The organism is Methylophaga frappieri, from assembly GCF_000260965.1.
Classification (GTDB): Bacteria; Pseudomonadota; Gammaproteobacteria; order Nitrosococcales; family Methylophagaceae; genus Methylophaga; species Methylophaga frappieri.
Map to the genome: position 1 here is coordinate 1,562,485 of NC_017856.1, position 23,864 is coordinate 1,586,348.

At 48.3% G+C, this 23,864-nt stretch carries 20 protein-coding genes; 10 read left to right on the forward strand and 10 right to left on the reverse strand.

The window, feature by feature from the left end; all coding sequences use genetic code 11:
• Window positions 1–309: 309 nt before the first annotated feature.
• Window positions 310–609, forward strand: a complete 300-nt coding sequence (locus tag Q7C_RS07475) for a hypothetical protein (protein ID WP_014704127.1) — start codon at window positions 310–312, stop codon at window positions 607–609.
• A 112-nt stretch (window positions 610–721) separates the two neighbouring features.
• Here the strand turns inward: Q7C_RS07475 and Q7C_RS07480 are convergent, their stop codons facing one another.
• The 4 genes from Q7C_RS07480 to Q7C_RS07495 form a co-directional block, all read right to left on the reverse strand.
• Complete coding sequence (locus tag Q7C_RS07480) at window positions 722–2,536, reverse strand: PDZ domain-containing protein (protein ID WP_041366662.1); 1,815 nt, start codon at window positions 2,534–2,536, stop codon at window positions 722–724.
• 23 nt (window positions 2,537–2,559) lie between these two features.
• Window positions 2,560–2,781, reverse strand: a complete 222-nt coding sequence (locus tag Q7C_RS07485) for a hypothetical protein (protein WP_014704129.1) — start codon at window positions 2,779–2,781, stop codon at window positions 2,560–2,562.
• A 100-nt stretch (window positions 2,782–2,881) separates the two neighbouring features.
• Window positions 2,882–4,216 carry a sensor histidine kinase gene (locus Q7C_RS07490; protein ID WP_014704130.1) on the reverse strand — a complete coding sequence of 445 codons (1,335 nt, stop codon included), beginning with the start codon at window positions 4,214–4,216 and terminating at the stop codon, window positions 2,882–2,884.
• A 62-nt stretch (window positions 4,217–4,278) separates the two neighbouring features.
• Window positions 4,279–4,977, reverse strand: coding sequence for a hypothetical protein (locus Q7C_RS07495; RefSeq protein ID WP_014704131.1), 699 nt, complete (start codon window positions 4,975–4,977; stop codon window positions 4,279–4,281).
• A 190-nt stretch (window positions 4,978–5,167) separates the two neighbouring features.
• On the opposite strand from Q7C_RS07495, the gene Q7C_RS07500 reads away from it, so the two are divergent.
• The 6 genes from Q7C_RS07500 to Q7C_RS13320 all read left to right on the forward strand — a co-directional run bounded on the left by Q7C_RS07500 (window position 5,168) and on the right by Q7C_RS13320 (window position 12,361).
• Window positions 5,168–5,944 (forward strand): response regulator transcription factor, encoded by a 777-nt coding sequence (locus Q7C_RS07500; RefSeq protein WP_202946501.1) that lies wholly within the window; start codon window positions 5,168–5,170, stop codon window positions 5,942–5,944.
• 14 nt (window positions 5,945–5,958) lie between these two features.
• Window positions 5,959–6,738 carry a hypothetical protein gene (locus Q7C_RS07505; RefSeq protein ID WP_014704133.1) on the forward strand — a complete coding sequence of 260 codons (780 nt, stop codon included), beginning with the start codon at window positions 5,959–5,961 and terminating at the stop codon, window positions 6,736–6,738.
• Between the two features lie 20 nt (window positions 6,739–6,758).
• Window positions 6,759–7,967: a cyclic-phosphate processing receiver domain-containing protein gene (locus tag Q7C_RS13780; RefSeq protein WP_014704134.1), complete on the forward strand. Its 1,209-nt coding sequence runs from the start codon at window positions 6,759–6,761 to the stop codon at window positions 7,965–7,967.
• Window position 7,968: 1 nt separating this feature from the next.
• On the forward strand, window positions 7,969–8,745 hold the full coding sequence (locus tag Q7C_RS07515) for a metallophosphoesterase (RefSeq protein WP_014704135.1): 777 nt from the start codon (window positions 7,969–7,971) through the stop codon (window positions 8,743–8,745).
• Between the two features lie 50 nt (window positions 8,746–8,795).
• A complete protein-coding gene (locus Q7C_RS07520) occupies window positions 8,796–11,258 on the forward strand; it encodes a PDZ domain-containing protein (RefSeq protein WP_014704136.1) in 2,463 nt (820 codons plus the stop codon).
• A 146-nt stretch (window positions 11,259–11,404) separates the two neighbouring features.
• Window positions 11,405–12,361, forward strand: a complete 957-nt coding sequence (locus Q7C_RS13320; protein ID WP_014704138.1) for a tetratricopeptide repeat protein — start codon at window positions 11,405–11,407, stop codon at window positions 12,359–12,361.
• 6 nt (window positions 12,362–12,367) lie between these two features.
• Here the strand turns inward: Q7C_RS13320 and Q7C_RS07530 are convergent, their stop codons facing one another.
• Together Q7C_RS07530 and Q7C_RS07535 are read right to left on the reverse strand one after the other, a co-directional pair.
• Window positions 12,368–13,228 (reverse strand): hypothetical protein, encoded by an 861-nt coding sequence (locus tag Q7C_RS07530; RefSeq protein ID WP_014704139.1) that lies wholly within the window; start codon window positions 13,226–13,228, stop codon window positions 12,368–12,370.
• A 303-nt stretch (window positions 13,229–13,531) separates the two neighbouring features.
• Window positions 13,532–13,837, reverse strand: coding sequence for a hypothetical protein (locus Q7C_RS07535; protein WP_151194743.1), 306 nt, complete (start codon window positions 13,835–13,837; stop codon window positions 13,532–13,534).
• 540 nt (window positions 13,838–14,377) lie between these two features.
• Here Q7C_RS07535 and Q7C_RS07540 point away from each other — a divergent pair.
• The 3 genes from Q7C_RS07540 to Q7C_RS07550 all read left to right on the forward strand — a co-directional run bounded on the left by Q7C_RS07540 (window position 14,378) and on the right by Q7C_RS07550 (window position 18,718).
• Window positions 14,378–15,919 (forward strand): hypothetical protein, encoded by a 1,542-nt coding sequence (locus Q7C_RS07540; protein ID WP_202946502.1) that lies wholly within the window; start codon window positions 14,378–14,380, stop codon window positions 15,917–15,919.
• A 185-nt stretch (window positions 15,920–16,104) separates the two neighbouring features.
• On the forward strand, window positions 16,105–17,574 hold the full coding sequence (locus Q7C_RS07545; RefSeq protein ID WP_014704142.1) for a hypothetical protein: 1,470 nt from the start codon (window positions 16,105–16,107) through the stop codon (window positions 17,572–17,574).
• 148 nt (window positions 17,575–17,722) lie between these two features.
• Window positions 17,723–18,718 carry a hypothetical protein gene (locus Q7C_RS07550; RefSeq protein WP_014704143.1) on the forward strand — a complete coding sequence of 332 codons (996 nt, stop codon included), beginning with the start codon at window positions 17,723–17,725 and terminating at the stop codon, window positions 18,716–18,718.
• A 409-nt stretch (window positions 18,719–19,127) separates the two neighbouring features.
• On the opposite strand, the gene Q7C_RS07555 is transcribed toward Q7C_RS07550, so the two are convergent.
• The 4 genes from Q7C_RS07555 to Q7C_RS07570 all read right to left on the reverse strand — a co-directional run bounded on the left by Q7C_RS07555 (window position 19,128) and on the right by Q7C_RS07570 (window position 23,623).
• Complete coding sequence (locus Q7C_RS07555; RefSeq protein ID WP_014704144.1) at window positions 19,128–19,472, reverse strand: hypothetical protein; 345 nt, start codon at window positions 19,470–19,472, stop codon at window positions 19,128–19,130.
• A 13-nt stretch (window positions 19,473–19,485) separates the two neighbouring features.
• Window positions 19,486–20,919 carry a hypothetical protein gene (locus Q7C_RS07560; protein ID WP_014704145.1) on the reverse strand — a complete coding sequence of 478 codons (1,434 nt, stop codon included), beginning with the start codon at window positions 20,917–20,919 and terminating at the stop codon, window positions 19,486–19,488.
• Window positions 20,920–20,928: 9 nt separating this feature from the next.
• Window positions 20,929–21,159 carry a hypothetical protein gene (locus Q7C_RS07565; RefSeq protein WP_014704146.1) on the reverse strand — a complete coding sequence of 77 codons (231 nt, stop codon included), beginning with the start codon at window positions 21,157–21,159 and terminating at the stop codon, window positions 20,929–20,931.
• Between the two features lie 244 nt (window positions 21,160–21,403).
• Window positions 21,404–23,623, reverse strand: coding sequence for a hypothetical protein (locus tag Q7C_RS07570; protein ID WP_014704147.1), 2,220 nt, complete (start codon window positions 23,621–23,623; stop codon window positions 21,404–21,406).
• Window positions 23,624–23,864: the final 241 nt, after the last annotated feature.

Sequence of the window (23,864 nt, forward strand, 5' to 3'; positions counted from 1 at the left end):
CACGAAAATCGGCAATATATTCAATATGATAGCATTTTTTGATGAGTGGTCCTTTAAAAGTCGTGAATTTTACCAAGCTCCTATTAAGAATAAGAAAACTGGGCATTTTCCAAAGTGAGATTTTAATATCATATAACATTGCATCAGTGAGGTCGCAATTGCCCATTGGCTAATCGTGATGCGCAGACGCTAAGAGAACTGGATCAGCAATACACCCAGGGGTTTAAGCCCTTTATTGCCCTGGCGGGCAAAGCCATGTCGATGATTAACACCAATGCCAGATAGGATTCTGCAAGTTTTTCACGCAATATGACGGCGGTAAATCCTTTTTTTTCCAGCTATATGTTGAACTATCAGAAAACTTACCCTGACTGTCTGGGTGCCGATCGATTTATCGCTACTGTCAGCAAAACTACAACTGAAACCAGAAAAGATGGTTTTGGTTTTGAAATCTCGCGCAATGCCTGGACAGAATACGATAAGTACACCATGCCGCGCCGCCTGGCACCACATTTCGAAAAATTGTGGCGTTCCAGTTTCAGTGGTGATGCCGTTGCCAGCGATGCGTTATTCAATGATCAAAAATCGGTAAGCTGGTGCGAGGTTTGAAAAAGGTAACGGAAAAACACAGTTGTGATCACCCGCATATTAAGGCCTTGGAAGCTGGGATGATTGCCTATTACTCGCGCTGATCATAAGCCAATACTTGAACAGGCAGTTGTCAAAGCGTGCAGCCTTTACAACCAACAACAAAAGGCATCTGCGCTAATATAGCGTTGACTTTCTCTTTCTCGGGCATTGTATTAAATTCAGCCAGGGCTTGATCAAAATAACCATTCCAATAAAGACGTTTTAAATAGGGTCTTTTGAGGAAGAAGTCCTTTTTCTTAAAAGCGGTGGTGCGTTTAAATTGCTCTACTTGTTCATGGGATGATGCCAGAGCGCCAACGGCGGCCAAAATGTCATTATGCTTGTAGGTATTTCCATATTTGGTTTCAACGGCATTGGTCCACTCTGTTGCTTTATCAAATTTTCGTACTTCAATAAAAGCGTCTATAACTCCTTTGTGTCCATATTTATCATCAACAAAGGGGGAGAGTTCGTTAACAGAAGGGTTGGCGGGTAGATAGGCTGCTAAAACCTCATAAAACTGTTCAACAACAAGCTTGCTTAGTTTTTTTCTTTGTTCTGGTGTCGCAGCCTTGAATTTGGCATAAGTCTCATCAACCAGTTTGGGTAAGTCTTTGTAATGCTGTAATGCTAGCCCCTTGGCGCTTCTGGAGTTCGCTGCTTCGATGGTCAGTTTCATCATCATCTCAAGGGGGTTGTCTTTAAAGTGCTTATCAATATACTTGCGCCCATTGTGAATGCTACCCACTGCACCATAGGCTTCAACAAGGCTGCCTGCGGTGAGGGGCTGAATAAACATATTACCTTCTCCGCTTTTGTAGAACGCTTCCAATCGTTTGATGGTATTCCAGGCTGCATCTTGCATATGCAACTTATGAAATAACCGTACAAAAATAATATAGTCCCCGTTTGTCCATGATCGTTTTACGGAATATACAAGATTGACAGCTTCCTGCGCCTCTTCTTTTTTCTGAGATTTGACCAGTTCAACAATGTATCTTTCAAGCAGTTTGTTTTTTGTTTCGGATGAGTGCTGGTCTGATTTTAGATAGGAGATAAGCTGATCTTTTTTGCCTAACTTAGCCAGGGTTTGGCCAACATACATCGTTTTATTTTTAAGCTCTTTTGGCTTCTGCTTGATCAAATTAACCATATCCTTATAAAAAGCATTGGCATGATTCATCGAGCCGTATTTTGCAAATAGGTCGGCTGCACCGGATAGAGCACTGACACTTTTCTTTGTATTTACATAAACGTAATCGAAGTGACGTTTCTCAGGTTTGAGGCCCAGTTTCTCCATCGCTGAAAACAGCGTGGCCGTATCATAGTTGATAAGACCTTTATCCCGAAAAAAGAGGACATCCATTTGTTTATAAGCTGAGAGCGTTTTTTGTTGCCTTCCAAGTAAACTATAACGCTCTACTTTACTGCTGTAGTTACGCATTATTGAGCTATTATCTTGAGTCATCGGTTGTGAGTTATCGATAACAGTTTCAAGACAGGCTGCATCAGGGGCCATGTAGCAGTTGGCATAAAAATCACTCCCTTTTTTCTTTGGAAAACTACGTGAAGGTTTATTGGCGTCAACCATAATACGGTTGAGTCCACCCTTACGTTCTACCATAACGATAAAGGGCTGTTCTTTTGCGATGTTGTACTTCAACATACGCTCTGCCTGATCGACAAACCAGATGGCAACGCCATTCACTTCTTTGATACGGTCACTAGCCATAAGGCCAGAGGCGGCGCCACTACCAAAAGGATCAATATCAGAGATGTACGCTGTGTTATAACCTTGTTTAAGCTCGATACCGAGTTTTGCTTCTGCAAATGCAGTTTGGCCAAGAAAAAGCCACATTAACGCTAACAGCGAAAAAGAAGTGCGTAGAGTTGGTTTAGTCGTCATGATGGTCTTCCGTATCCTTGATATTAATACTCTTCCGCCGAGGAGGTTTTAGCATTCGAGGGCGTCATTGGGTTTGATGGGAAAGGCAAGAAATCTTCCCGATATTCATTTGCGGAAAAGTAATTCAGCGCACGCTGAACGTCCTCATTGTCGAAGAGGTCAGCTGCCAAAGCGATTTGTGCGATAACCTGATAAGCTTGGCCCATAATATCCGCTTCGCGATTTTGTGTTTCTTCTACAGACATTTTTTTACCAATATTTCTTCTACAAATAGGGTTGAAATACTCTGGGTTCTATTTCTTGAGCTTACACCATTGAGCTTTCTCTGCCATCTAACCATCCTGGTTAGGATCTCATAGCCGCGTTAAAATGCAATGTAGCCCTGAGCCCCGGGTTAGCATTTTCCAGCGACAGCTTTGCGCCATGACGGATCGCAACGGCTTCCACATGGCGCAGACCAAATCCATGCCCGCCTGAATCCTGGCGACGGCCTAAAGCTGCCAGCAGATCCAGCGTTGTATCCTCAATGCCGGCCCCATAGTCACGCACACTTAACGAGAACCGGTAACCATCGTGTTTGAGCGTTATCAGTACCGTTGAGCCAGGTGGTGCGTATTTCAATGCATTTGAAATCAGGTTGACCAAGGCACTCTCAATAAGTGGTCTGGATCCCAGTATTTCTGCCATCTCGCATAAGATCTCCTGTTTCAAGGTGACAGCGCTTTCTTCAAACGCATCAGCATAGAGTTGAACAACCGATTGTACGACGCTCTCAAGATTGAGCGGCTTCATGGCAAAGCCTGGTGTTGCCTCGATTTTTGCAAGCTCCAGAATATGGGTGACGAGTTCAATCAGCTGGTCAGCTTCAGCGGCGATCTCGGTATTGCCAGCGGCGACTATCTGATTGCGTAGATTCGATATGGCGTGATTAAGCTCGTGTGCTGCGACCTGGCTGTAGGATTCAAGGCCGTGCAGCAGGCGCTCGACTTCAGCCAAAGCCTTGTCAATATTGACAGACAATTGTGAAAGCTCATCACCAGACCCAGCCTTCGGTGTTGAAAAAATTCGGGCAGACAGGTCGCCTTCCTCAATGCGTTGAAAAACAGCATTGATACGTCTAATTCTGCTACGAAAGCGGTGATTGAGGGATCCCAAAAGAAGAGAGCTACAAAGACCGAGAAAAATAACAGCCACTATCATCACTGGAACAAACCAATGATTCAATGACTCTCGCGCACTCAGGCGGCGGCCGACGACAAGCGCAAAATCCGGTTCAATATGAACGCGGTGTAGAAGCAATGGGCCTGCGGCTATTCCAATGTCTACGCCATCCAGTTCTATCCAGGGATCTGACGGGTGATTCGGCATTCGTTCCGCATTGCCGATGATCTTTTCGCCATTGGAATTAGCCAGCAAATAGACTGCGCCGTTTTCCCCACTTTCATCTCCCGATAGGCGTATACCTATGTTCTTCATTAAAATAGTAATGTCGGGAATAATGCCGCGCTCTGGCGCCCGTTCCAGCATAACCGCTATGTCGCGAGATACATCCTCTTTGACTGATCGCTCAACCGCAATATTGATCGCGCTGTAGGCCGTAACCCCGGCAATCAAGGCAACCAGTAGGGTCACCAGTATATTGATGAGTAGAGCAACAACGATTGGATTTCTGGCTCGCACTGTCCCTCCCTAAGATGGGTATGCTGATACGCAATTTCTGCTTATTATTGGCGAAGTGTTGGTTACTCGTCACCTAACCGATTGGGTTGGTTTGCTTGTTGTCGTTCCATTGATGTGGCCACGGTTTTGGCATTGCCACTGATGAAAACCAGTACATCAATCCCTGAATCACCATTATTCTGCAGGTTGATTTCGATTTCAGAATGGTCGCCTGGTGGGACAAAGCAAGGCAGCCGCGCTGCAGTCGTCTCCGGGCAAATGACACTTTTCCAACTTTCTTCATTTTGGGCATAACGCGAGATGTTCATGGTGATTTTGGCTGCTGTTTCAAGGTGTTGATGGCCGGCAGGTTGGGCGTAGATCGTTGTGCCTTGACTTCCATCAACAGGTAATCTGATGCTGTCTTTTTCAGCAGGGGAGAGGGTTGCTTGTACTTCCAGCCCTATGGTCATTTTGACTTCCCGCAGGCTGCCAATGATGCCGGCAAATCCACCAAGTAGACTGGGCTGCGTAGCTGGCGTTAGAGGAGATAACTGTTCAATTCGGCGAAGCGTGTCTTCATCATCGGCAGCCATACGGTTGGCAGCCTCTACCATGTCGCGAGCTGACGCCAGGATTGCTGATCGGCGTTGGTCAGATTTGAGATCAAAACGGTGAGTGTTTTGTTCCAGAGTGTTTGAGTCAAGCTGTTCAACCAGGTTCAAGCGCGATTTTGCGGCGCGCGCCATGCCATAGGCGTCACCTGCCGCTTGTCGATCCAAAAAGCTGACCTCGGACTGGTAAAGAGCACTCGCAAGCGAAGAGTCAAAAGGGCTCGAAGCGTCATATGATAATTTTGGAGGTGTCTTTGTTTGCGTAAGGCATCCGGTGATCAGTAGGGAGGTAAGCCCCAAGGTTAATAGTCTGGAATAGCTCAAAAGTGTCTAACCTCGATTGTTAGGTGCGGAAAGCGTGTTTTCGGGGTACTCTGGCCAAGATGATATAGGAAAGCGAAAGGAAATGTCTGAAACCAGTAACGTACTCATTGTTGAGGACGACCCGGTAATTGCATCGCTGATGGCTGATGTTGCTGGCGAACTTGGCTATGGGATTAGTCAAGCAGAAACCCTCGACCAGGCCAAGCGGCAGAGCGTCACGCAGCTGCCTGATCTGGTTATTCTCGACCGGATGCTGGGGGACGGTAGCGAGGGGCTCGATTACATCGAGTGGCTGAACGCACTGGAGGGAAAGCGCCCTGGGATTCTCATCGCCAGCCGCCTGAGCTCTGTGAGTGACCATGTGCTGGGCTTAGAGACGGGCGCTGATGATTACATCAACAAGCCATTCGAACGCGAAGAGTTGAGGGCGCGCCTGCGTGCTGTTGCGCGTCGTGCAGCGTCCAATCGAGCACCGGCGAGTGTGCTGATTTTTGACACACTCGAAATCAGAAAATCGAGCGCCCAGGCGTTGGTCAACAACACACCACTACCGCTTCGCCCGCAATCATTTGCACTGTTGAAGGCGATAGCCGAACGCCAGGGAGAGTGGGTCAGTCGCAAGGCGCTTTGGCATGAAGTGTGGACGGATTACAAAAACCTGTCGCCGCAAGACACGGTTATCAATACCGCCATTAGCCGTTTACGGGGTGTGTTGTCTGCCGTAGAGGGCGCACCGGAGATTGTCAGCGAAAACTTGGGCTACCGTCTGGTGAGCCAGAATGACAGACTTTTGGACTCTGAAACTGTATAGGGAAATCATTAACTATGGGTGTTCTAACCACCATTAAAAAGCGATTGAGCACCTTGCTAGGCGGTAAACACACTCAAGTGGCAGCCCTGCCTGAAAAAACAGCGGCACCTGTCTCGCTGTGGCTCGATCAACGCATTGTCAATGTCGCTTACGAGACCTTTGCTTACATGCTGAAAAATTATCATACAGCGGGGGTGATCGACCATGCGGCATGGATCATAAACGACGCAGATCTCCAGAGAATGATCTCAATGCTTGAGCCTTACGTTACAACAGCGCATCGAGGTGTCAATCTGCAGATGAGCACGGATGAACAGGACGATTTCGTCCGGCTGCTGGATTATGCCGGGTTTGCTGCGCAGACACTGGCTGATCGAGTGCTGCTTGAGATGGTATACGAGGCCTGTAGTGACGATGGTTATGGCAAAGATCGGAACTATAACGATCAGCTCTATATTGTCCTGGAATTTACGCCTGAAGAACTCTCAGCCCATAATCGGGTTTTTCAGAAAATGATTGATGACCCTGAGTGCATCGACAACTCAATGTACGATCTCACCGAGTGGGATAAATTCGTAGCACTCGTTGCAAAGCTGAAACAGATTGATGAAAGCACGAAATCGCCCGTGGTTGTGCCAATGACTTTTAGTGAATGGGCGACTTACAGCTCGTACAGCTCGCATGCATTTGATCTCGACGATGGAGAGCTGACCGAGGAGGAGGAAACTGCGATGTCAAAAGTCATGTCATTTAACTCTGTAATTTTGAGAGGGAATGCTCGAATCAAAGCGTAAGTATGGAAGATAAATAGCACATGAAAGTTTACCTCGACGATGAACGCAAGACTCCAGACGGCTGGGTCAGGTGTTATTGGCCAGATGAGGTCATTGAGCTGCTTTATTCTGGCGAGGTAACGGAGATCAGCCTTGACCATGACCTCGGCGATGATGAGCGAGGCACGGGTTATGATGTGTTGCTATGGATTGAAGAAGCGGTTGGCGGGCGCGGCTGGCAACCGCCAAAAATATCGGTCCATTCGGCGAATGCATCAGCCCGGCAAAAGATGGAGGCCGCAATCCGCCAGATAGATAAACTAACCGCAGCTCAGCGTGACTATGAAAAACACTGGGAAGATGGAAAGTTTCTAATGATCTGGGATAGAAGCAAACCGGCCTGGTTTATCCCGGAAGCAGGTGAACCTGTATTGCTGGCGGGCAGCGCTGAGGTATCCAAATTATTTGATCTTGGTGACGGAACCGTTCTCGGCGTTGATTTTGGCTGGAAGTGCTATCGCAAAGAATTTCTTGATGACGGCTGGCGGCGACCACTAACCCCTCAGCCCATGGCGATCTGGAATGCGCAAACGGGGGTGTGCACAGGCTATTTGCAGGGTCATCATCTGGGCGATGTAACAGGCGCAGAGCTGCTCGATGATAATCGCCTGATTACCTGGGGCCGCGATTATCTTGTGCGCGTCTGGAGTCGCCAGTCCGGTGAATGTACTGATATTTTGCCGCTGCCTTTGTGGCCGGAGCCATCAGATCGTCGTGCGGTCTTGTCATGCGAGCAGTTTGGCCAGATGAAGCCTTCCGAAAAACAGCGCTACATCAACACCCGCCATCTACCGTCACCAGATGTACGCATTGACTGGATCGTCAGGCCGGGTGGAAAGCAGTACAGTTTCAAGTGCGCGGCTCAATCTGAAAAGGCGCAAAAGGTGGTAAAACCCTGGCAGCCAAACACGGAACAGCACGCGAGCTACCGGATATGGGACCTTGCTGGCGCAGAGGCGGGCTATTCAGACTGGTTTATTACGTCAGACGGGCGTCTTTGCGGCGGTGGAACCACTTATGGCGCTTCAGGGCAAATTTACGTTTGGGACGGGTTTTACACTTTGCAGATGCTGATTGTTGGCAGGCATGACTGCAATATGCACTTAAAGGGCGAAGTGGAGCCAAACGTGATCGTTATCGAAAATACGCTGGGTATTGATGCGTTCGACAGCTACAGGTTTCAACTCTGATATGGACGACAGACTCCTCATCATTGGTGATGTTCATGGCATGCTCGATGCGCTTCGCCAGCTTGTCGATGAACTGGATATTCAGCCTTCGGACACGCTGGTTTTTGTGCGCGACCTGATCGACAAGGGGCCGGACTCTATCGGTGTTCTACGTTATGTTGAAGCACTGCGTCGCCATGCCAGCTTTGAAGTTGTTCTTGTTGAAGGGAATCACGAAGACCGGATGCGTCGTTACTTACGCAACCGTAAACTGCGGCCGAACGTTGCCACGGAACAGGCCGTCCGCGCACCTGAACTGGCATTACTGCACAAACAGCTAGACGCGGAAAGGTTAGCATTTCTGGATGGGTCAGTGCCGTTTTTTCACTACAAGCCGCTTGATGTGCTTGTCGTTCACGGTGGTATTCCTGGCACCATGAGCACATTCCCTTCGTCAATCGACGAGGCAAGACGGCTGACTGGCCGAGCAGCAAAACGCTTTGAAAAGATTTTTCGTACGCGCTATGTCGATGCAGCTTCAGGCGAGTTTCTCGCCCTCGGCGCCCAGCGCCCAGAAGATCCATTCTGGGCAGAGACGTATGATGGCCGGTTTGGGCATGTTGTATTTGGCCATCAGTTGTTTCTCGAAAGGCCAGCAGAGTTTCCCTACGCCACAGGTATTGATACCGGTGCGGTTCACGGTGGCGGGCTGACGGCACTCGTTTGGGCGCCTGATGCACCACGCCGATTCCTTACGGTCCAATCCGACTGTTTTATTCCGTATACCGGGATGTACTAACCAGATAAAAAGAGGGAATCGTCGTTCCGATAAGCAAAGGAGAATATCAGATGCGCATAACAGCCGCTGAGGCCAGATTTTCATTATTTCTATGCATGTTGGCAGCCCCGCTGCAAGCGCAGTCAGAGGTCTCTGAAAAGTCGGCTCAGGCTGCTGCACAGAGAATAACAGAACACATGGTGGCCACGCTGCCGCACTGTTTGAAGCTGGGTGCCTCTGCCTGGAACAGCAAGTTGACGAACGCCGGAGCGTACCAATACGGTCTGGTTGTGAACGTGATCCAGCCATCTTGCAGTGCTGAGCAAGCCGGGTTACGCGTTGGCGATATGATCGTGCGTTTTCATGGTAAGGCATTGTCGCAAGCGGCAAGCCTGCCCCAGCTGGTGAGCACCGATCAGCAACCGGGGGTGGAGCTGCACTATATTCGTGCAGGAGAAGGGCTGCGCACGGCGCAAGTCACCTACGCCAGTAACCGGCCTGTGCAGGACAGTAAGCAGCGACAGGCAATGCTTCTGCCCGATAAACAACTGACAGCGCAATGTGAAATCCTCTTTGGGGACTTCACGGACAGAAAAAGTCTTGACCCTTCGTCTCTGACGTCCTTCGCCGCGTGCGGCCCAGCGAAAAGCCCAGCCTACTGGTTCTATGACGCCGAGATAAAATATGAGCAGGCGAAGCAGGCCCGGACGGCCGGACAGCAGGATAAGGCCAGTGAATTGATGCAGGCGGCCTCAAAGTCCTACGGTGTGGCCGATGACTATGGCAAGTCTGGTGCACAAAAGCGCGCGGCTGATGTTCTGGCTGAAAGTGAGTCTTTTCAGCGTGTTGAAGGCCTGGAAAGTCGCAAAATTCAGGACGCCCGTCTTCTCTATCAAGATGCCAGCGGCAAATATTACGGCGCTATCGTCACCCATCGCAATGGTTGTCCGCGGCAGGCCAATCTCTACGAACAGGAATTAAAGATCTTTGTCGAACGCATACCGGATGCAAAGGGTGTCTTCTTCAATGCAACGCTGGCTAAAGCAAAACCGCAGAAGGAGGCTCCGGCCCAGGACGGCCTGAACTATGGGGAGGATGAGATCGCCCGTATTGCAAACCATGTCCTGCCCAATGTTGATCGCATTTTTCCGGAATGGCGCGCGCATCCGATGTGGAAACACTATAAGGATCGCGTGATCGTCGAATTCTATATTCAGGATCTGCATCTGCAAACAACGCGTGATTTCGATTATTCAGGCACCGCCGAAGATGCCGTATTCTGGATGTTGCTGAAGCGACAAGGCAGTGGCGGAAAATGGCGTCCGGCCTATGAGGTGGACGGCTTGCTCGGCCACGCCGAAACCGTCGATCGCCTCACTGTTGCAAGCGTTCTGCAGCGCCGTAAACGCGTTGATGATGGCGTGAGTGATGACCGAAAAATGATCCTCGCCATGTTTGACCGCCACAAGGTAGCTGCAGCGAAAATGCAGACTGATATACAGAACGCCTATGCCCGCAGGCTGGTCACAGACCGGCGTTCGGGGATCGTCAACAAGCCTGGTTCATATTGGAAGCAATACGCGAATTTCGACACACCCCGGAATGTCATCGAAGGCAACTTTCACTTCATTGAACACCCGGCCGAATTTGCTGAAGCCTACCTCACCTATGTGTATCAGTACTATGAGGTCTGCGAACCCCACTTGCCAGCAGGCCGGAAATCCTACACCGCAACCTGGTTTGAAACGCGTTATGGCGTAACCTCACAGACCAGTTCCTCTTACGTTGAAATGGCTCCGCGGTTTGCGACAGCCTTTGAGAAAATGGGGGATATCAAGTACAAGAAGGATACTTCCGCTTTCCTGATGTCGATCGTCAACTCCATGGCTGAAGTAGAAGGTCGTAATCCCTTCTCTTTCGTTGGTGAAACTCTGACGGGGCTGGCAAAGGATCTCGTTACAGACCGGGAAACAGCCCGTTTCCTGCGCACGGAAGGCTGCACCTCTCCGATCGTTCGGCAATATGGCGAAAATCTGTGGCGCGGCGCGAATGGGCGGTCGTCTGCACAAAGAGCTGGAATCTCGTTTGTGGGGGCAGATGCAGCCAGCGCCGACTATGAGCGCGCCGATACTCGCCGCTTTATGGATGAGACCATCGCTGCGCGCGCCCGCAACCCCGGTCCCAAGGCGCAGGGATATGCCTATTATGATGAAAATCTGGTCGCCTACCGGACCGGCATGGGCATGGCCAATGATGGCCGGCGTCAGGTTCCCGCCATGCGCACGGTCGGTCTCGAACTGGAAAAACGCGGCTATCCCGTACTTTACTGCAATTACGGCCCAACCGGCTTCTATGACAATGGTGAGTACAAGACCCTGAGCTACGCATTCTGGTACGAGCAGAAGCCCGCCGAGCTGGACCGCCTGTTGGCTGCACGCAGCAAAGAGACGGATGTCTATAAGGGGATGAAATATGCTATCTCGGCCTGCCCGACCAACAGCCTTGATGCGCTTGCGATTATCAATGGGAAGTAAGTCCAAGCCTTGCTTCATTTCTCGGGTCGAGGGCAGCCTGTTCGTTCAGATGCGGCTCTGCGAGATAGTTTCTTTGCGGCATCACAGCTCAACGATGAGCATGGTATTTTTCTTAGAGGTATTAAAGAGTGAGTTCTGGAAACTTCTTGAATAAATCACTGATTGTAGTAGCCGCACTTGGTGCACTCGGTATAGCGTTTTCCCAAAGCAAACTTGCAGTGTTTGCAGATGACCGCACCGATACACCGGCTGCCAGCACGGCATCACCTGCTTCTGAGAATCGCAAAAGCGGCGATGGATGGGATACCCCATACAGATCATCTGAGGCTTTTCTGGAGTTGCCTAAGGCAATCAAAAAAAATCCTGAGGCGACCGGCTCCAATCAGACCCAAGCGGAAGAAAACGTACTTGAACCGACTGATCCCGTTGGTCAATATGAGCTGGCCAAAGAATATGCGGATAAGAATAACCCCAGATATGATATGCAGCAGGCCCTTTTCTGGTTCGAAAAAGCCGGGAATAAAGGGCATATCCGCGCACAAAGAGAAGTCGGTGATATTTATCGCTACGGTAAAGGTGTGGAAATAGACACAGACAGAGCGCTCTGGTGGTATCAAGCGTTTTATATGAACGACTTGAAGCTGATTGGCGGTACCAACGAAGACATGGATGCCATGCACAAAGCTGCGATCGAGTTGATGGTCGCCAAGAAAAAAGCCCGCGACGTACAGCCTAAAAAAGAAATGACGGCCTACGAGCTGGGGGAAGCTATCGGTACGATGCTGAAGTATGGCAGTGAGAATAACAGCCGTGACAACACCGCAAGCGCTCCCGCGGGTACTGTTAAGTATAGCCAACAAGTGAAAGCGTGCCGCGATGAAGCAATGAAGCACATCATTACGTGTGCCAAGGTTACGGATTATCAAAATTGTGAAACATGGGGCTGCCCGGAGATCATCCAGTGCGACAAGAGGCTCACCTCATGTGATGATCACGGCGCGCCCTATGATCGCTCCGGTAATTTTTATTGCGATATGCGCGATTGGCGAACGCGTGATTTTGATCTTGAAGCTGTCTTAAAACGTGCGTGTCCTGCACAATGAAATTTATTACTTTTTGATCTCCGCTAAATCTTTGATTGCGTTACGATGCTGGAATGTCTTTCCTGCTTCATAGCTCATGGTATAAATAACGCGGTTACGAGGTGCAATAACACGGACCTCTAACCGTGGACTCATTTCACTGATCATTGCCCGGCGTAATGCCTGCACACTATTCGGACACATTTTCATAGCTTCAGCTAACGGCTCCGCTTTTATGTGTGCCACTTTTCGTCCGAACTCCGCACCATATCCATACGCTTTGTCCCCACGCTTCTCAATCACTTCAGCAATGCATTGGCGCCGGGCAACTTCATATATCGCATCATCCATTTTATATTCTAATGCATGAAATTTATCGCTCTGCGTCTCCGCGATTGGCGTACCAAATTTTTTACGGGCACGTTTTAAAACTTTCTCACTATTGAGTTTGCCATCTTCATATAATTCTTCAATCTGGATCCAAGTAGCAAAAGTAACGGAGTCATCTTCTTTTTTCCCACGATGTCGCAAGATTTTTTTATGAGCAGCAGAGGTCGAAAATTTCGTTTTAATCTGCATGCGACCTTTCTCGGTATAAAATTCGAGTGGGGCATCGCTTTGAGGGCGAATATATTTAATCTCCTTATCGGCTATATCCTGCGCCTGATCAATCACTTCCTGACGCGATATGCCGGGGTAAAATCCATAAATTTCGTAATCTTTACGCTTTGCATGCACGTCCTTATAGACGTCTTCAAGGATCGGTAAATCGGCACGAATGACAGGATCGTTGGAAGAAAAAACAATTTTCGGAAGGATAATAAGAACTAAAAAGCCGAAGACGCCATAGATAATTTTTTTGTTTGAAAGCATGAATGGTAACTGCATAAACCTATCCTTGATGCTGGTATTTTTACCTGGACAAAAACAACTTTAAAAATGTAACCAGACTATCAATTCATTCGCTGATAATCTATCATCAGACCAACAATAAGCAGGATTATACCTGTATTCAAAATAAAAATTCTGATGAAACCGCATTGGACTTGACCGACGGGCTGACACTGATTGATACCGATGATGCACATAACAACTATGGTTCAGCAAATCCAGACCTAATGGATGGGCGTGGCGGAAACGATAAACTGTCACGCTCGCCCCCGCCACAAGAGTAGCTGGTTCTACGGGCCGTCACCGACGGCACTTTTTCTGAGCGCTCTTGCTCAGAGGGCTGTTCCTCATGAACCTGTTGTCTTGGTGGTAGCCGGGCTCAAGGGTAATGAGCTTCGACGTTATCTCTTCCGCGTAACAGGCGCAATACGCATCGCCTTCTTCCTTGGAGGCCGCCCGTTTGTAGAGCATGGAATTCGTACATTCGAAGACGTATCTCGCCTGAAGCTTTTCGGGGACGTAGCAGTGCATCTTCTTTCCCGCTTCCTTCCTCACATTCCGTACGTTTGCTTCGGGCATCTCCAGGCGGGTTTTCAGGATGATCATTGCGCGGCAACCGCAATAGGTCGGGCCGTAGTCAAGATCATTCAGTTTACATTCCGCATAGGCGTACTGCATCTCGCCCATAAATTCGGGACTTATGCTTGAGGATGCCGGAAGTTAGATCACGCGGCCATCGAAGATCTGGTATGTCTCGATATCAAGCGGAGGAACGCCGTATTTATAACTCTCATCAGGCTCTTGCGCAGAAACAGAAAACGGAACTGCAAATAAAACAAGAGTAAAAACGGATAGTAAGACAGGTTTTAGAGTATCCTTCACGGTGATATTTTCCCTGATCGGGTGGTGCGCAAGACTTCAAAATTTTATAATTTTCTGTGATCTGTGACAAGTTTAGTCTTCGCTTCCCTTCGTTTCCTGCTTGTATGCCACTAAGAAGCGCAAACCTACTGCTGAATTTTTCTCGGAAAAATGGAAGATGTTAGCGATCTCGGAGCGGAGCAATCGATGTCAGTCAGTGTGTAAAGCTGGTGACCGACAGAGAGCGAATAATAACCGAAAAGGTTATTTGTCGCATTCAGCGAAATGCTTGATACTGTTCGAGAGCATAGGTTCTGTACGAATCTAAAAGATGTTACCGCCAAACTGAAAAGAGAAGATGTGACCATGATTTTGACCCGAATATTACTTTTATTTTCAGTCTTGGTAATTGCTGGCTGCTGGCAATCTGAAGACTATATTTATAGCACCGACGATTATTTTTTGCCGGTACAAGGTGACCTAGTGACTATCAGTGACGAGTTCGGGCCGCTTGGTGTTTATTCAATCAATTCTGAAAATCAATATGTACCCGTTTTTAAAGAGGCAGAGAAAAACTCGTTCGAACAAAAGTTTAGATTGTTCGATATAGGCTTTATTCCAGTGGATCGAATGGCAGCTTATAAAGAACCGCGTGAAGACTGGCAGGCGAATCCTACATTTTCCAGATCGATTTTTCAGGATGAAGAGACCCTGCTGTTTATTTCCACTCTGCAGCAAGCTGAGCAGCCAGGCCAATTGGTGTTAGCGAGTTTTGTCTCGAACGACGTCATTGGCATATGCTCAACCCTTCTTCAAAAAGGAAAGGGTCTGCATAAAGAATTTTCGGAATTTGCTTCAATACACGCCCCCGAACAGGCGTTCACCAGAAAGGCCGGAATAGCGATGCTTGTTCTGAACGAAGTGACGGAAGCTAAACGCCGCGGTGAACTGCAATGTGATGAATACAAAATAGAGACGCATAGCCACGGCGATCAGGATGGGCTCTTTGAAGCCGTGAGTAGAGGTGATGCTCTGCGCAAGGCGCAAACGAAACAACAGATGGCTAAGATGAAGGCTGGTGCCGTAGAGCTGGCCGAGGCGCGTGCTTCCCGGCAAACAGCTGAAAATGCAGGGGTATCAGAAAAGACAGAACTTACACCTAAGGAGCAACTTGCCACTTTGAACCAAAAGCTGTCCATCTTGCACCGGGGAGCCTATGACATCAATAATGAACTGGACGTTGAACGCTGGGGTACACTTGATGGTGTTGGCGGCAAATACTTCGGGGTTGAACGAAATTTCCGCGACCGGGGACTCTTATTCAAAAGCAAGATGCTTTGCCACAACCTCTCAGGTTATCAGGCAATTTACGTAACAGTCACCCATGCATCCTCTTCGGCAACGAATGCTGAATGGGCGGTGAGGCGGGGCGATTCGATACCGGTTCGAATAGAAACTGAATGCGGTACCATCATTCATAACGCTGCATTAAAGCAGGTCAACAAAACGCTATACACCAATACGTTGAGTCTTACTTTCGCCGATTTGATTCCATCCAGGCGAGACAACAAATACGTTCAGGATCCGGCAGCGCTTGAGCGCGCTCGAATTCAGGCCAAACTCTTTGGAACGTCCGTAGAGGGGTTGACGAAGATGGCGGGGGGCTTTCTTTCGCTAGAAGAGGCGATGAAATCCAAGACTTTGAAAATCTACGCCGATATCAGACAGAATGGTGCGGTTCGGACTGTGATGTTAGGTGATTTTGGCTCAGAGTCTGATGAAAAAGGGTTTAAAGGGTTCCACGCTGCCTGTTTGTTTGGCAAATAGGCGTACATGTCGGAATCAGGCGCTTTGAAGGTTATGAAGGTAAACAGCTTAAACTGAGATACTACCAAAAATTAAATGGATTATTTCCAGCCTATTATGGAAGTAAACAGGATTAAGAACTATGAGTTCAGTCTTTCGTCATCCTAAAACCAAATATGTAAACTCAAAACAGGTAAAAGACAGCAATGAAAAATCGAGTTCGAACAATTGTCTATCAGCTATTCATGTCCTTCGTCATGTTGTGGTCATTTGGTATGTTCCCAACGATTGCCTCTGCACAAACACCGGAAGAGATGAACAAAGCTCTGCAAGACTTATTCGGGCAAGCGGGTGTAGAAATGAAAAAACCGGCCGCGCAAAGACGGCAGGAAGAAAGAGACCGTATACAAAAAGCGCGTGAAGCCGCAAGTAAAATTCCACCTGCTGCTAATTTGGAAGGTGCTTGGCGTTTAACTGCGCATGATAAATCGCTCGATCTCGTTCTATATGAGACGAAGGGCAGCTCATATGCTGAAAAAATTTATGACGGATTTGTCCAAGACGCGGTGAGCAACTGTGTCCTGCCAGTCAATATACGTATCCCGGACAGACATCCTCATCCGGTCGTCGCGACTTATAGCACGAACCGATACTATATTCAGACTGATGGTGGGCAGATAACAGACCATTCCAAAGTCTATCCGGAATTGATGACTGGCAATTGCGGCGGCGGGTCGGAAGACGTGATGGCACAATCCAGCCTGTATGGTCGGCTTAATTTAGCAGCAGATCGCCAATGGTCAGGCAAGCTTGCAGTCAATAGACGTATTGATGCGACACAATTAGAGGCAACGTTAATACCCTCTACGATAACACCGATTTTGAGAGAATACCTTACCACCGTAAAACTAACTCGTGAAGGAATTCCCGAGAAAAGTATCTATGCGTCTATGGCCCCGAAGAATAACCCTTTCGCGGATAAAGAGTTGCAGGGTAAGGATGCAGAATTGGTCGGAGAATTGCCCACAGGTGGGACTTATGTAGAGGCCATTTATCGGAATTTGCCGAATAAGGTTGCTGTGGCTGATCGTCGTTTTGCAAGACTTTATGTGAAGGCTATGACAGGAGAAGGAAACCGGGCCTACCAAGATTTAAGCTCTTTATTGTCAGGTAAAGGGTTTTTGACAGAGCGCGAAAGAGCCGCAATGGATGAATGGGTCGCCAATCAAAGCCTGTTACCGGCCGCCTACGTCACCTATCTTTTCCGTTATGAGGATACATTTCCGCAATGTATGGGGCCGAACCCAAAATCTGTTCATATTCCTTGGGTGGCAATCACCAAAACTGATTATGGTTTTGGCGTTCAGTCAGAGCGGGTGACGTCTTCGAACACCATCGTTCACACCGTGCCAGAACGCCTTTATGATCGACTTGTACCCATAAGCCGAGCAGATCCTTACCAGGCAGAAGCTTCAGATAGAATTTTGAACCTGATGCATGGTGATAAAGAGCGTTTGGTAGTATCTGACGTCACAGCTGCCACACATGCGTTCATGAGCAAGCTATCATGCAATACGCCTGAAAAATCTCAGTTCGAGGCAAATTTATTTTCGATGTATGACAAACACAATGCTGCGCAAAATGAACGCATGGCCCGTGCGAATGGGCATAAGTAATGAAGCAAAAAGGCCAGTTGCCAACAGAGCGAGATGATAAACAACCATCCACATCAAAAGACCGTTGGCGCAGTGGCCGGGCAAAGCAAGCTAAACACCAAATGACCTAGAAAGGTCTTACTCAGATTTCACAAGGAGAGTTTTAGCGATGCCAAGCACTCAGTCACCTCACCCGCTTGCTGTTTCACTGTACTCAGTTGGCGAGATTGGTTATCCAGTCGTAGAGAATATAGAAGCCTATCTGGAGGCCCTTTACGGCGCCGGGCTTTACGAAACACTCGCCGCCGGGAATCCGGGAGAGGCGGTCATTCGTAATCTTGCCGAAGCTTACAGCATCATTTCGGAAATGATTTTTTGGCAGGAAGATCAGGACTATGACCAAGCTCTCAAGGCTTTTCCGCTATTTGTTGAGTATGTGACTGAGATGCAGCTGAGTCTGGGAGATTTGCATCATATCACCGAAATTGTGACAAGCTTTTTCGACTGGGAAGCCGATAGTGAAGGGCCAGCTCATCTCGATGAGCTAAAACCTTCGATACAGTCTTTAACCAACCTGTTTAATCGGGGTGAGTATAAAAGTGCGATCTACAGTGCGTTGGCAGAGCACTCCTATAAGGATGTCGATGATCTCATCGGCATGGCGCACTGGTTCTATGGTGAAGATGAGTTTGAGCTGTTTTTCAGTTGTGCACAGCATTATCCATTGCGTGCTCTGTCCAATGCTTACTGGCTTATTGATCTCAATGACGAACAGCGTCAGCGCTTTATTGCCTGGGCACGACGCTTTATGCCATCGGAGCGTTTGGGTAAGACGCTTTCTCAAACGCAAGTTTATACTGAGATAGAGAAAAGGATTCTGGATCGGGTGATATTTCATCAGGAACATCTGCTTAAAAACCAGAAAGATCATCGAGATTTTGCCATCTGGGGGATGTGTTCTGAAGACAGGCTTATAGCGCTGCATGGTGCTTATCTGCTTGAAGAGTTACCTGTCGCTATATGGCCTCAGGGGAGTAAAACGATAATTGAAAGTTTGCTGGTTTGGACAGAACCTCATTGGAACTCAGTAAAGAGGAAAGACGGTAAGTCCCAGTACGTTAAATCACAAGATTGGCTGAGGGAGTTATTGGAAAGAGTGACTTGAAAAGGCAGGGCGTGATTAGGAATGACGGAATTTTTAACTTATACCCTTACGAATATTCAGGGCCGGTATTGAATTTGAGGTCTGGTATTGAATGGAAAGTAACAGCAAACGGTTAAAAAAGTCACTAACAGGCTGGCGGTTATCTCCTAATGTACTGCTTGCTCTTATAGCCTCTTGCCTGGTGGCTTGCGAGGCGCAACCACAACCAAAACCACCGCGTTCGGTGTCACAGGAGGCTGTATCTTGCAAACCTTCACCTTCACCTTCACTTTCTGAGTCAGCGACAGGGCCAAGAAGCTGTTGTGACCGTCAACTTGAAGGCGATGACCGCCCCGTTATTCTTTGCCCTATTTTTTGTACGGTAAAACCTGAAAAGACACCTCAGGACGATGAAGTGTGTGATTCGGAATTATAATTTATTAAATAACTTGTCGATACTGACCGCTTGTATTTGTCGATTAATATCTTTTTTCCGTGCTTCAGATATTTCTGGAATGATAAAAGAATGTGCGCTATCCATAACGGCCAGGAGACGGAAAAAATATTTCTCTTCCAGTGGTAAAGGTAAGTCATGAAACATGTCTAATTCTTTTTTTAAGCCTTCAACATCTTTGCGATCTATATTGGCATAAAATAAGTCTGTTTTATCATAATGTGCCAGTGCATGGCTGATCATTATTCTAATGGCGTCAAACTCTTCCTGCGTGCAATCCATATCCAGGAAGCCATCATGCTGGTTTTCAAAGGTGATCATGGAAAATGACCTCTTAATATCGAAGTGAAGTATCAGCCGAGATTTTCCCGGTTTCATACAGCATATTGTGATAGACAACTTGCACGACTTTGCTGTCACAACCTTTGTCAATAAGTGCCTCTACGGTGCCATTTTTGCGATTAATTAAAGACATGCCGCTGGCAATGGCGTCCTTGTTTTGTCCTCGGGACAATAATCGAAACAGGTCACCTGCCAGCATAGTATTCAGCCGTTGTGTGTATGCCTTGTAGTAAGGTAGATAACGTTCATCGGCATAAACAGTATGTTCTTTACCTTTGACGCGACCGACCTCAAAGCCGCCTTGTGTGGTGACTTGATCTGCGCGAGTAGTGTAGCGCACTTTATTTTGGATAAAATTGGAGCAACGCTCACTATAGGCATTGATAAAGTCATTGAAATACAAAAAATAATCACGCTTGTTGCGCAAAGGTTGAACCATGGCGTAACCCAGTAGTGACTGAACTTTTACTGAAGGCGTGTACAAATCACTTTCCAGGCCAGGAGCCTTGAGAAAGGGATCGTCTATTTTAAGTAGGCCATGTGAGGTAAACCGGAGAGAAGGGCCGGAGGAACGCACAATATTCTTGACATAAGCTGGTGGTAAATTAACTCTCTCATGGATTCTATTAAAATCCACGGTGGTTAATTCTGCCGTTAACTCTGGCCAAAAACTGGGGGGTGATTCATACCAAAACCAATGCTGTTCGGTGTAGTGTGTATCACCGTTATCCGGAAAATACTCTGCCTTAATAAAATAAACATCGCCTAGTGGCTGCCGATAGCCATCTGCTGCAATATAAGCTGGGCGCCTTTGGTTTTTTGGTGTGAAATTCTGAATCAAATCACTGAGCATTGCATTGCCGTCAATCAGTGCAATATTGGCCAGGGCACCCGCTCCGGAAGGTCGTTGGGCTAAGAGCATGGATTCAATATTGGCTGGCAAAGAGAGTCCGTCGGGGCGAGATGAAACAAGCCAGAGATCGTAGAACATGGCGTTGGCCAGTGGGTCGGCCAGTTGAATTTTTTCGATTAGCTCTTTCAAGGCTTGCTTGGTCGTTGCTGGGGTGAGACCGCCATAGCGGGCATCACCAATGATGCCTAAATTGACAAATGGCTTGCCGCTTTTTGGCTGCGAAGCGCGACCCAGAAGACTGGCAATATAAGGCGAACCTGACAGTTGTTGAGTCAGGTATCCTGCATACTCATCGATAAATACATCGGGTAGCCGCTGTTTTTGACGCTCCAGTAGATAATTGATGACACCTGCTTTGAGATTGCTCTCACCCGTTGTGTTGGCAGCTGTAGCCGTTGCGCTTACCGTTGATAGCGAAAGGATAACTAATAACGCCAACGTTATCTTGTGCAGTAACATAAAAGCTTCTCGTTTACCGCTATTTAGTAGAGTAAGCTGTCTGATTTTATTCATAATGGTTAATCATCCTACTTTTGCAGCAAGCTTGCTTTGATTATCAAATTCACGTTGACTGATCTCATGCCGATCACTGAGCTCTATCGTTATATAATATGCCAGCCTATCATCACGGATAAGCTTATTGGTTTCACATTCAATGCGATAGCACTCGGTGATAATGCCTTCTTCCCACAAGGTTTTGATTGAGTTTTTGTCGAACATGAAATATTTTACGCCACTAAATGCTTCGTCCATTTTTCACCTTTCGTCTGATTTCCGGCGGAGATCAACAAACGGGCAGACGGTTGTGGACTTGTTTTTTGCGCCGTCTTTTCCATTGCCTGAAGATATCTCGAAACAACGCTCTTCCCCATCCTGTATCTCAAGGGCGTGTCCGTTCGTGCGTTGATCATCTTGCGGCGATGGAACAGGGGATGAGCAGGCGGCGTTCAGGACGCAGAGACTTGCAACGGCGAGTACAGATTTAAAACTGTCATCGTTAAAGTTGTCTTTTGCGCTCATTCGCCTCAGCCCTGAGAGCCTGAACCTGCTCACGCAATTGTTCGCCAGCGGCTCTTTGTTTTTGCTCGTAGTCTTTGAGCAGACGGGTACGCTCGGGTCCGGAAACCGTGGTTATCTGCTTCATGAACACTTCGGCCTCTTCGACCTGCGTTTGATGCTGCGCCTGTATCAGAGCCTGAACTTTCTTATCGGTTTCCTGGTCAATCTGGCGGATACGCTGACGGCGGTCTGCGGTTGCCTGACGTGCGCTGTCTTGTTGGGGTTGTTGGCTTTGACCCCGTGTTTTGGGGGCAGGCGGCCTGTTCTCGGAGGGGACTGTCGGTTCTTCCGTTATTCCCATATGCTGCATGGTGAATTCGATAGTGTTTTGCAGGTCGTTGTACCTTTGCGAATTTTCCGGCGTTTGATTGCGCTCCTTGATCAACTCGATCAGGCGCTGCTCAAGGTTTTGCCTGTTTTGGGATTGGGCCTGTGCCGCTTCTCGCGTAGCTTCTTCCAGCTCATCCAGTGATTGCTCGGCATCGCGTGCGGCGCGATTGAAATTATCCTGACCTTCTCCGGTAACGTGATCCACTTCCCGGTTGAATTCCTTTTCGCTCATTGTCGGCGTTTTCCAGTCTTCCCCGAATAGACCGCCCCCGCCAAAAGCTGCAACCGCTGCATTGACGGTTTCATTCTCTTCCTGCACGTTCGCGACAGGGGTAAAGGGCGGTGGCGGTGCTCCTGTCTTTGTGGGTGCATCGCTTTCCGTTGCCGCTCCGGCAAAACGCAGCCCGGCCTGCTGCACCGATGGCTGGCCGTTTGCCGCGCGGATAAAGTTATCTGTCATTTGACGGACAGTCGCGCTGTCACATGCATGAGTCTTGAGGAAAGTTTCCATCTCCCCGCGCAGGCCAAGCACAAGCCCGAAGCCCTGAAAGATACCCTGATCCAGAACGGCCCTGTTGAGGTCGGAGTCAAACTGCGCCCAGTGCGCGCCGAACCGTGCATCAATCCGGTAGGTCTTGGTTTGCTCCGAGGTATGGATGGTTCTCGATCCGTCGAGATTATGATCCGTGCCTTCATAAGCATCGTAATTGCGCTCGAAAGTTTGCCACTGCTTTACATGGGCTTTGCAGCGTTTGGAATAGGACATGGCCAAGCCAGTGTAGAAAGCTTTGAATTCCGGTGTATTGCGGTACTCGCCAAACTCTCCCTCGAAGATGCGCCGGGCGATATCAAACCCGTCATAGCGCCCCCAATAGGGATCGAGTTTGTAGACGATGCCCTCGCGACGCCCAGCTTCATAAGCGAATGCTTTCCGGTAATCTCCGGCACTTTCGGCTTTTTGCAGTTCGCCCTTGATAAAGCCCGCGAGGGTTAGCTCCGGGTTTTCCTGCGGATCAGCAGTGATGCCCCGTGATGATCTGATAGCACGGCAAGCCGGTGTATCACAGCGATTGAAGTTCAGCCGGTTGTTTTCGACCTCGTAGCCAAAAGATAAAACAGGCTTGTCACTCTCCCCGTAGCGGAATGCATTTTTATAATAGTGAGAACTATAGGCTCCATTGGTCTTGCCGCATGTGCCCAGGAACAAACTGACGATATCGTTCAGGCTCTTGATAAACCTGTTATCGGGTTGATCGCCGGAAAATGGCAATATTGTTTGCGTAGGATGAGATGGTGTATGAAGTATATTGAAATCGACTTTGGTTGCACCAGCCTTGGATATGGCAGCATTCCGCGATGCATCTATTGCGTCTGTTTGTTCTAAATAGCGCGCCTTGAGGTCTTTATTTTCCTCCATCAATCTGGCCATGTCCTCTGTCAACCGTTTGACCTCTGGCCCACTCAGTTTTTGGCTTCTTAACGTATTCCCGATATCCGTGAGAGCTTGTTGAATGCGCCTCTCTTCTGGTTCATGGGCGAGGCGTAAAGCCTCTTGGCGGGTATTGAATTCAGCTTCGGCTTTTGCCCTGTCAGCAACGGCTAATCCTATAGAGCAAACCGCTTTGCCATTGTTGAATTCCGCTTGATTTGAATAGACCTCGTAATTATCGCTGCGCCCGATCATCACACCCATCCGTTCCAGTCTTGTGGCACGTTTTTCTTCTAGCGTTGCCGCCTGGAGTGAGAGGGGCAGAAACAGGATCGCCATCCATACCATCAGTGTCAGGGTTGCTTGAATCCTTTCAATACTATCGCCGTACCTTGTCATAGGTTCGATCCTCACTTAAATCGCTAGGTTTTCTAATGTCTTGCGGTGCGCCCATTCCTATACGAGATCGGAAATGGATCCTTTTTAGCCTGCCGGGATGTGTTGAGGCGGGGGCTTTCGAACCCCGTAGACTGCGGTAGTGCACTCATCATCAAAAAAAATATGAAAACCATAACAAAAAGGATCTTTTTTATCTATTTTGCGTGGAAACTAAGTGTGAACGAAATTAAAGGGGCGGAAT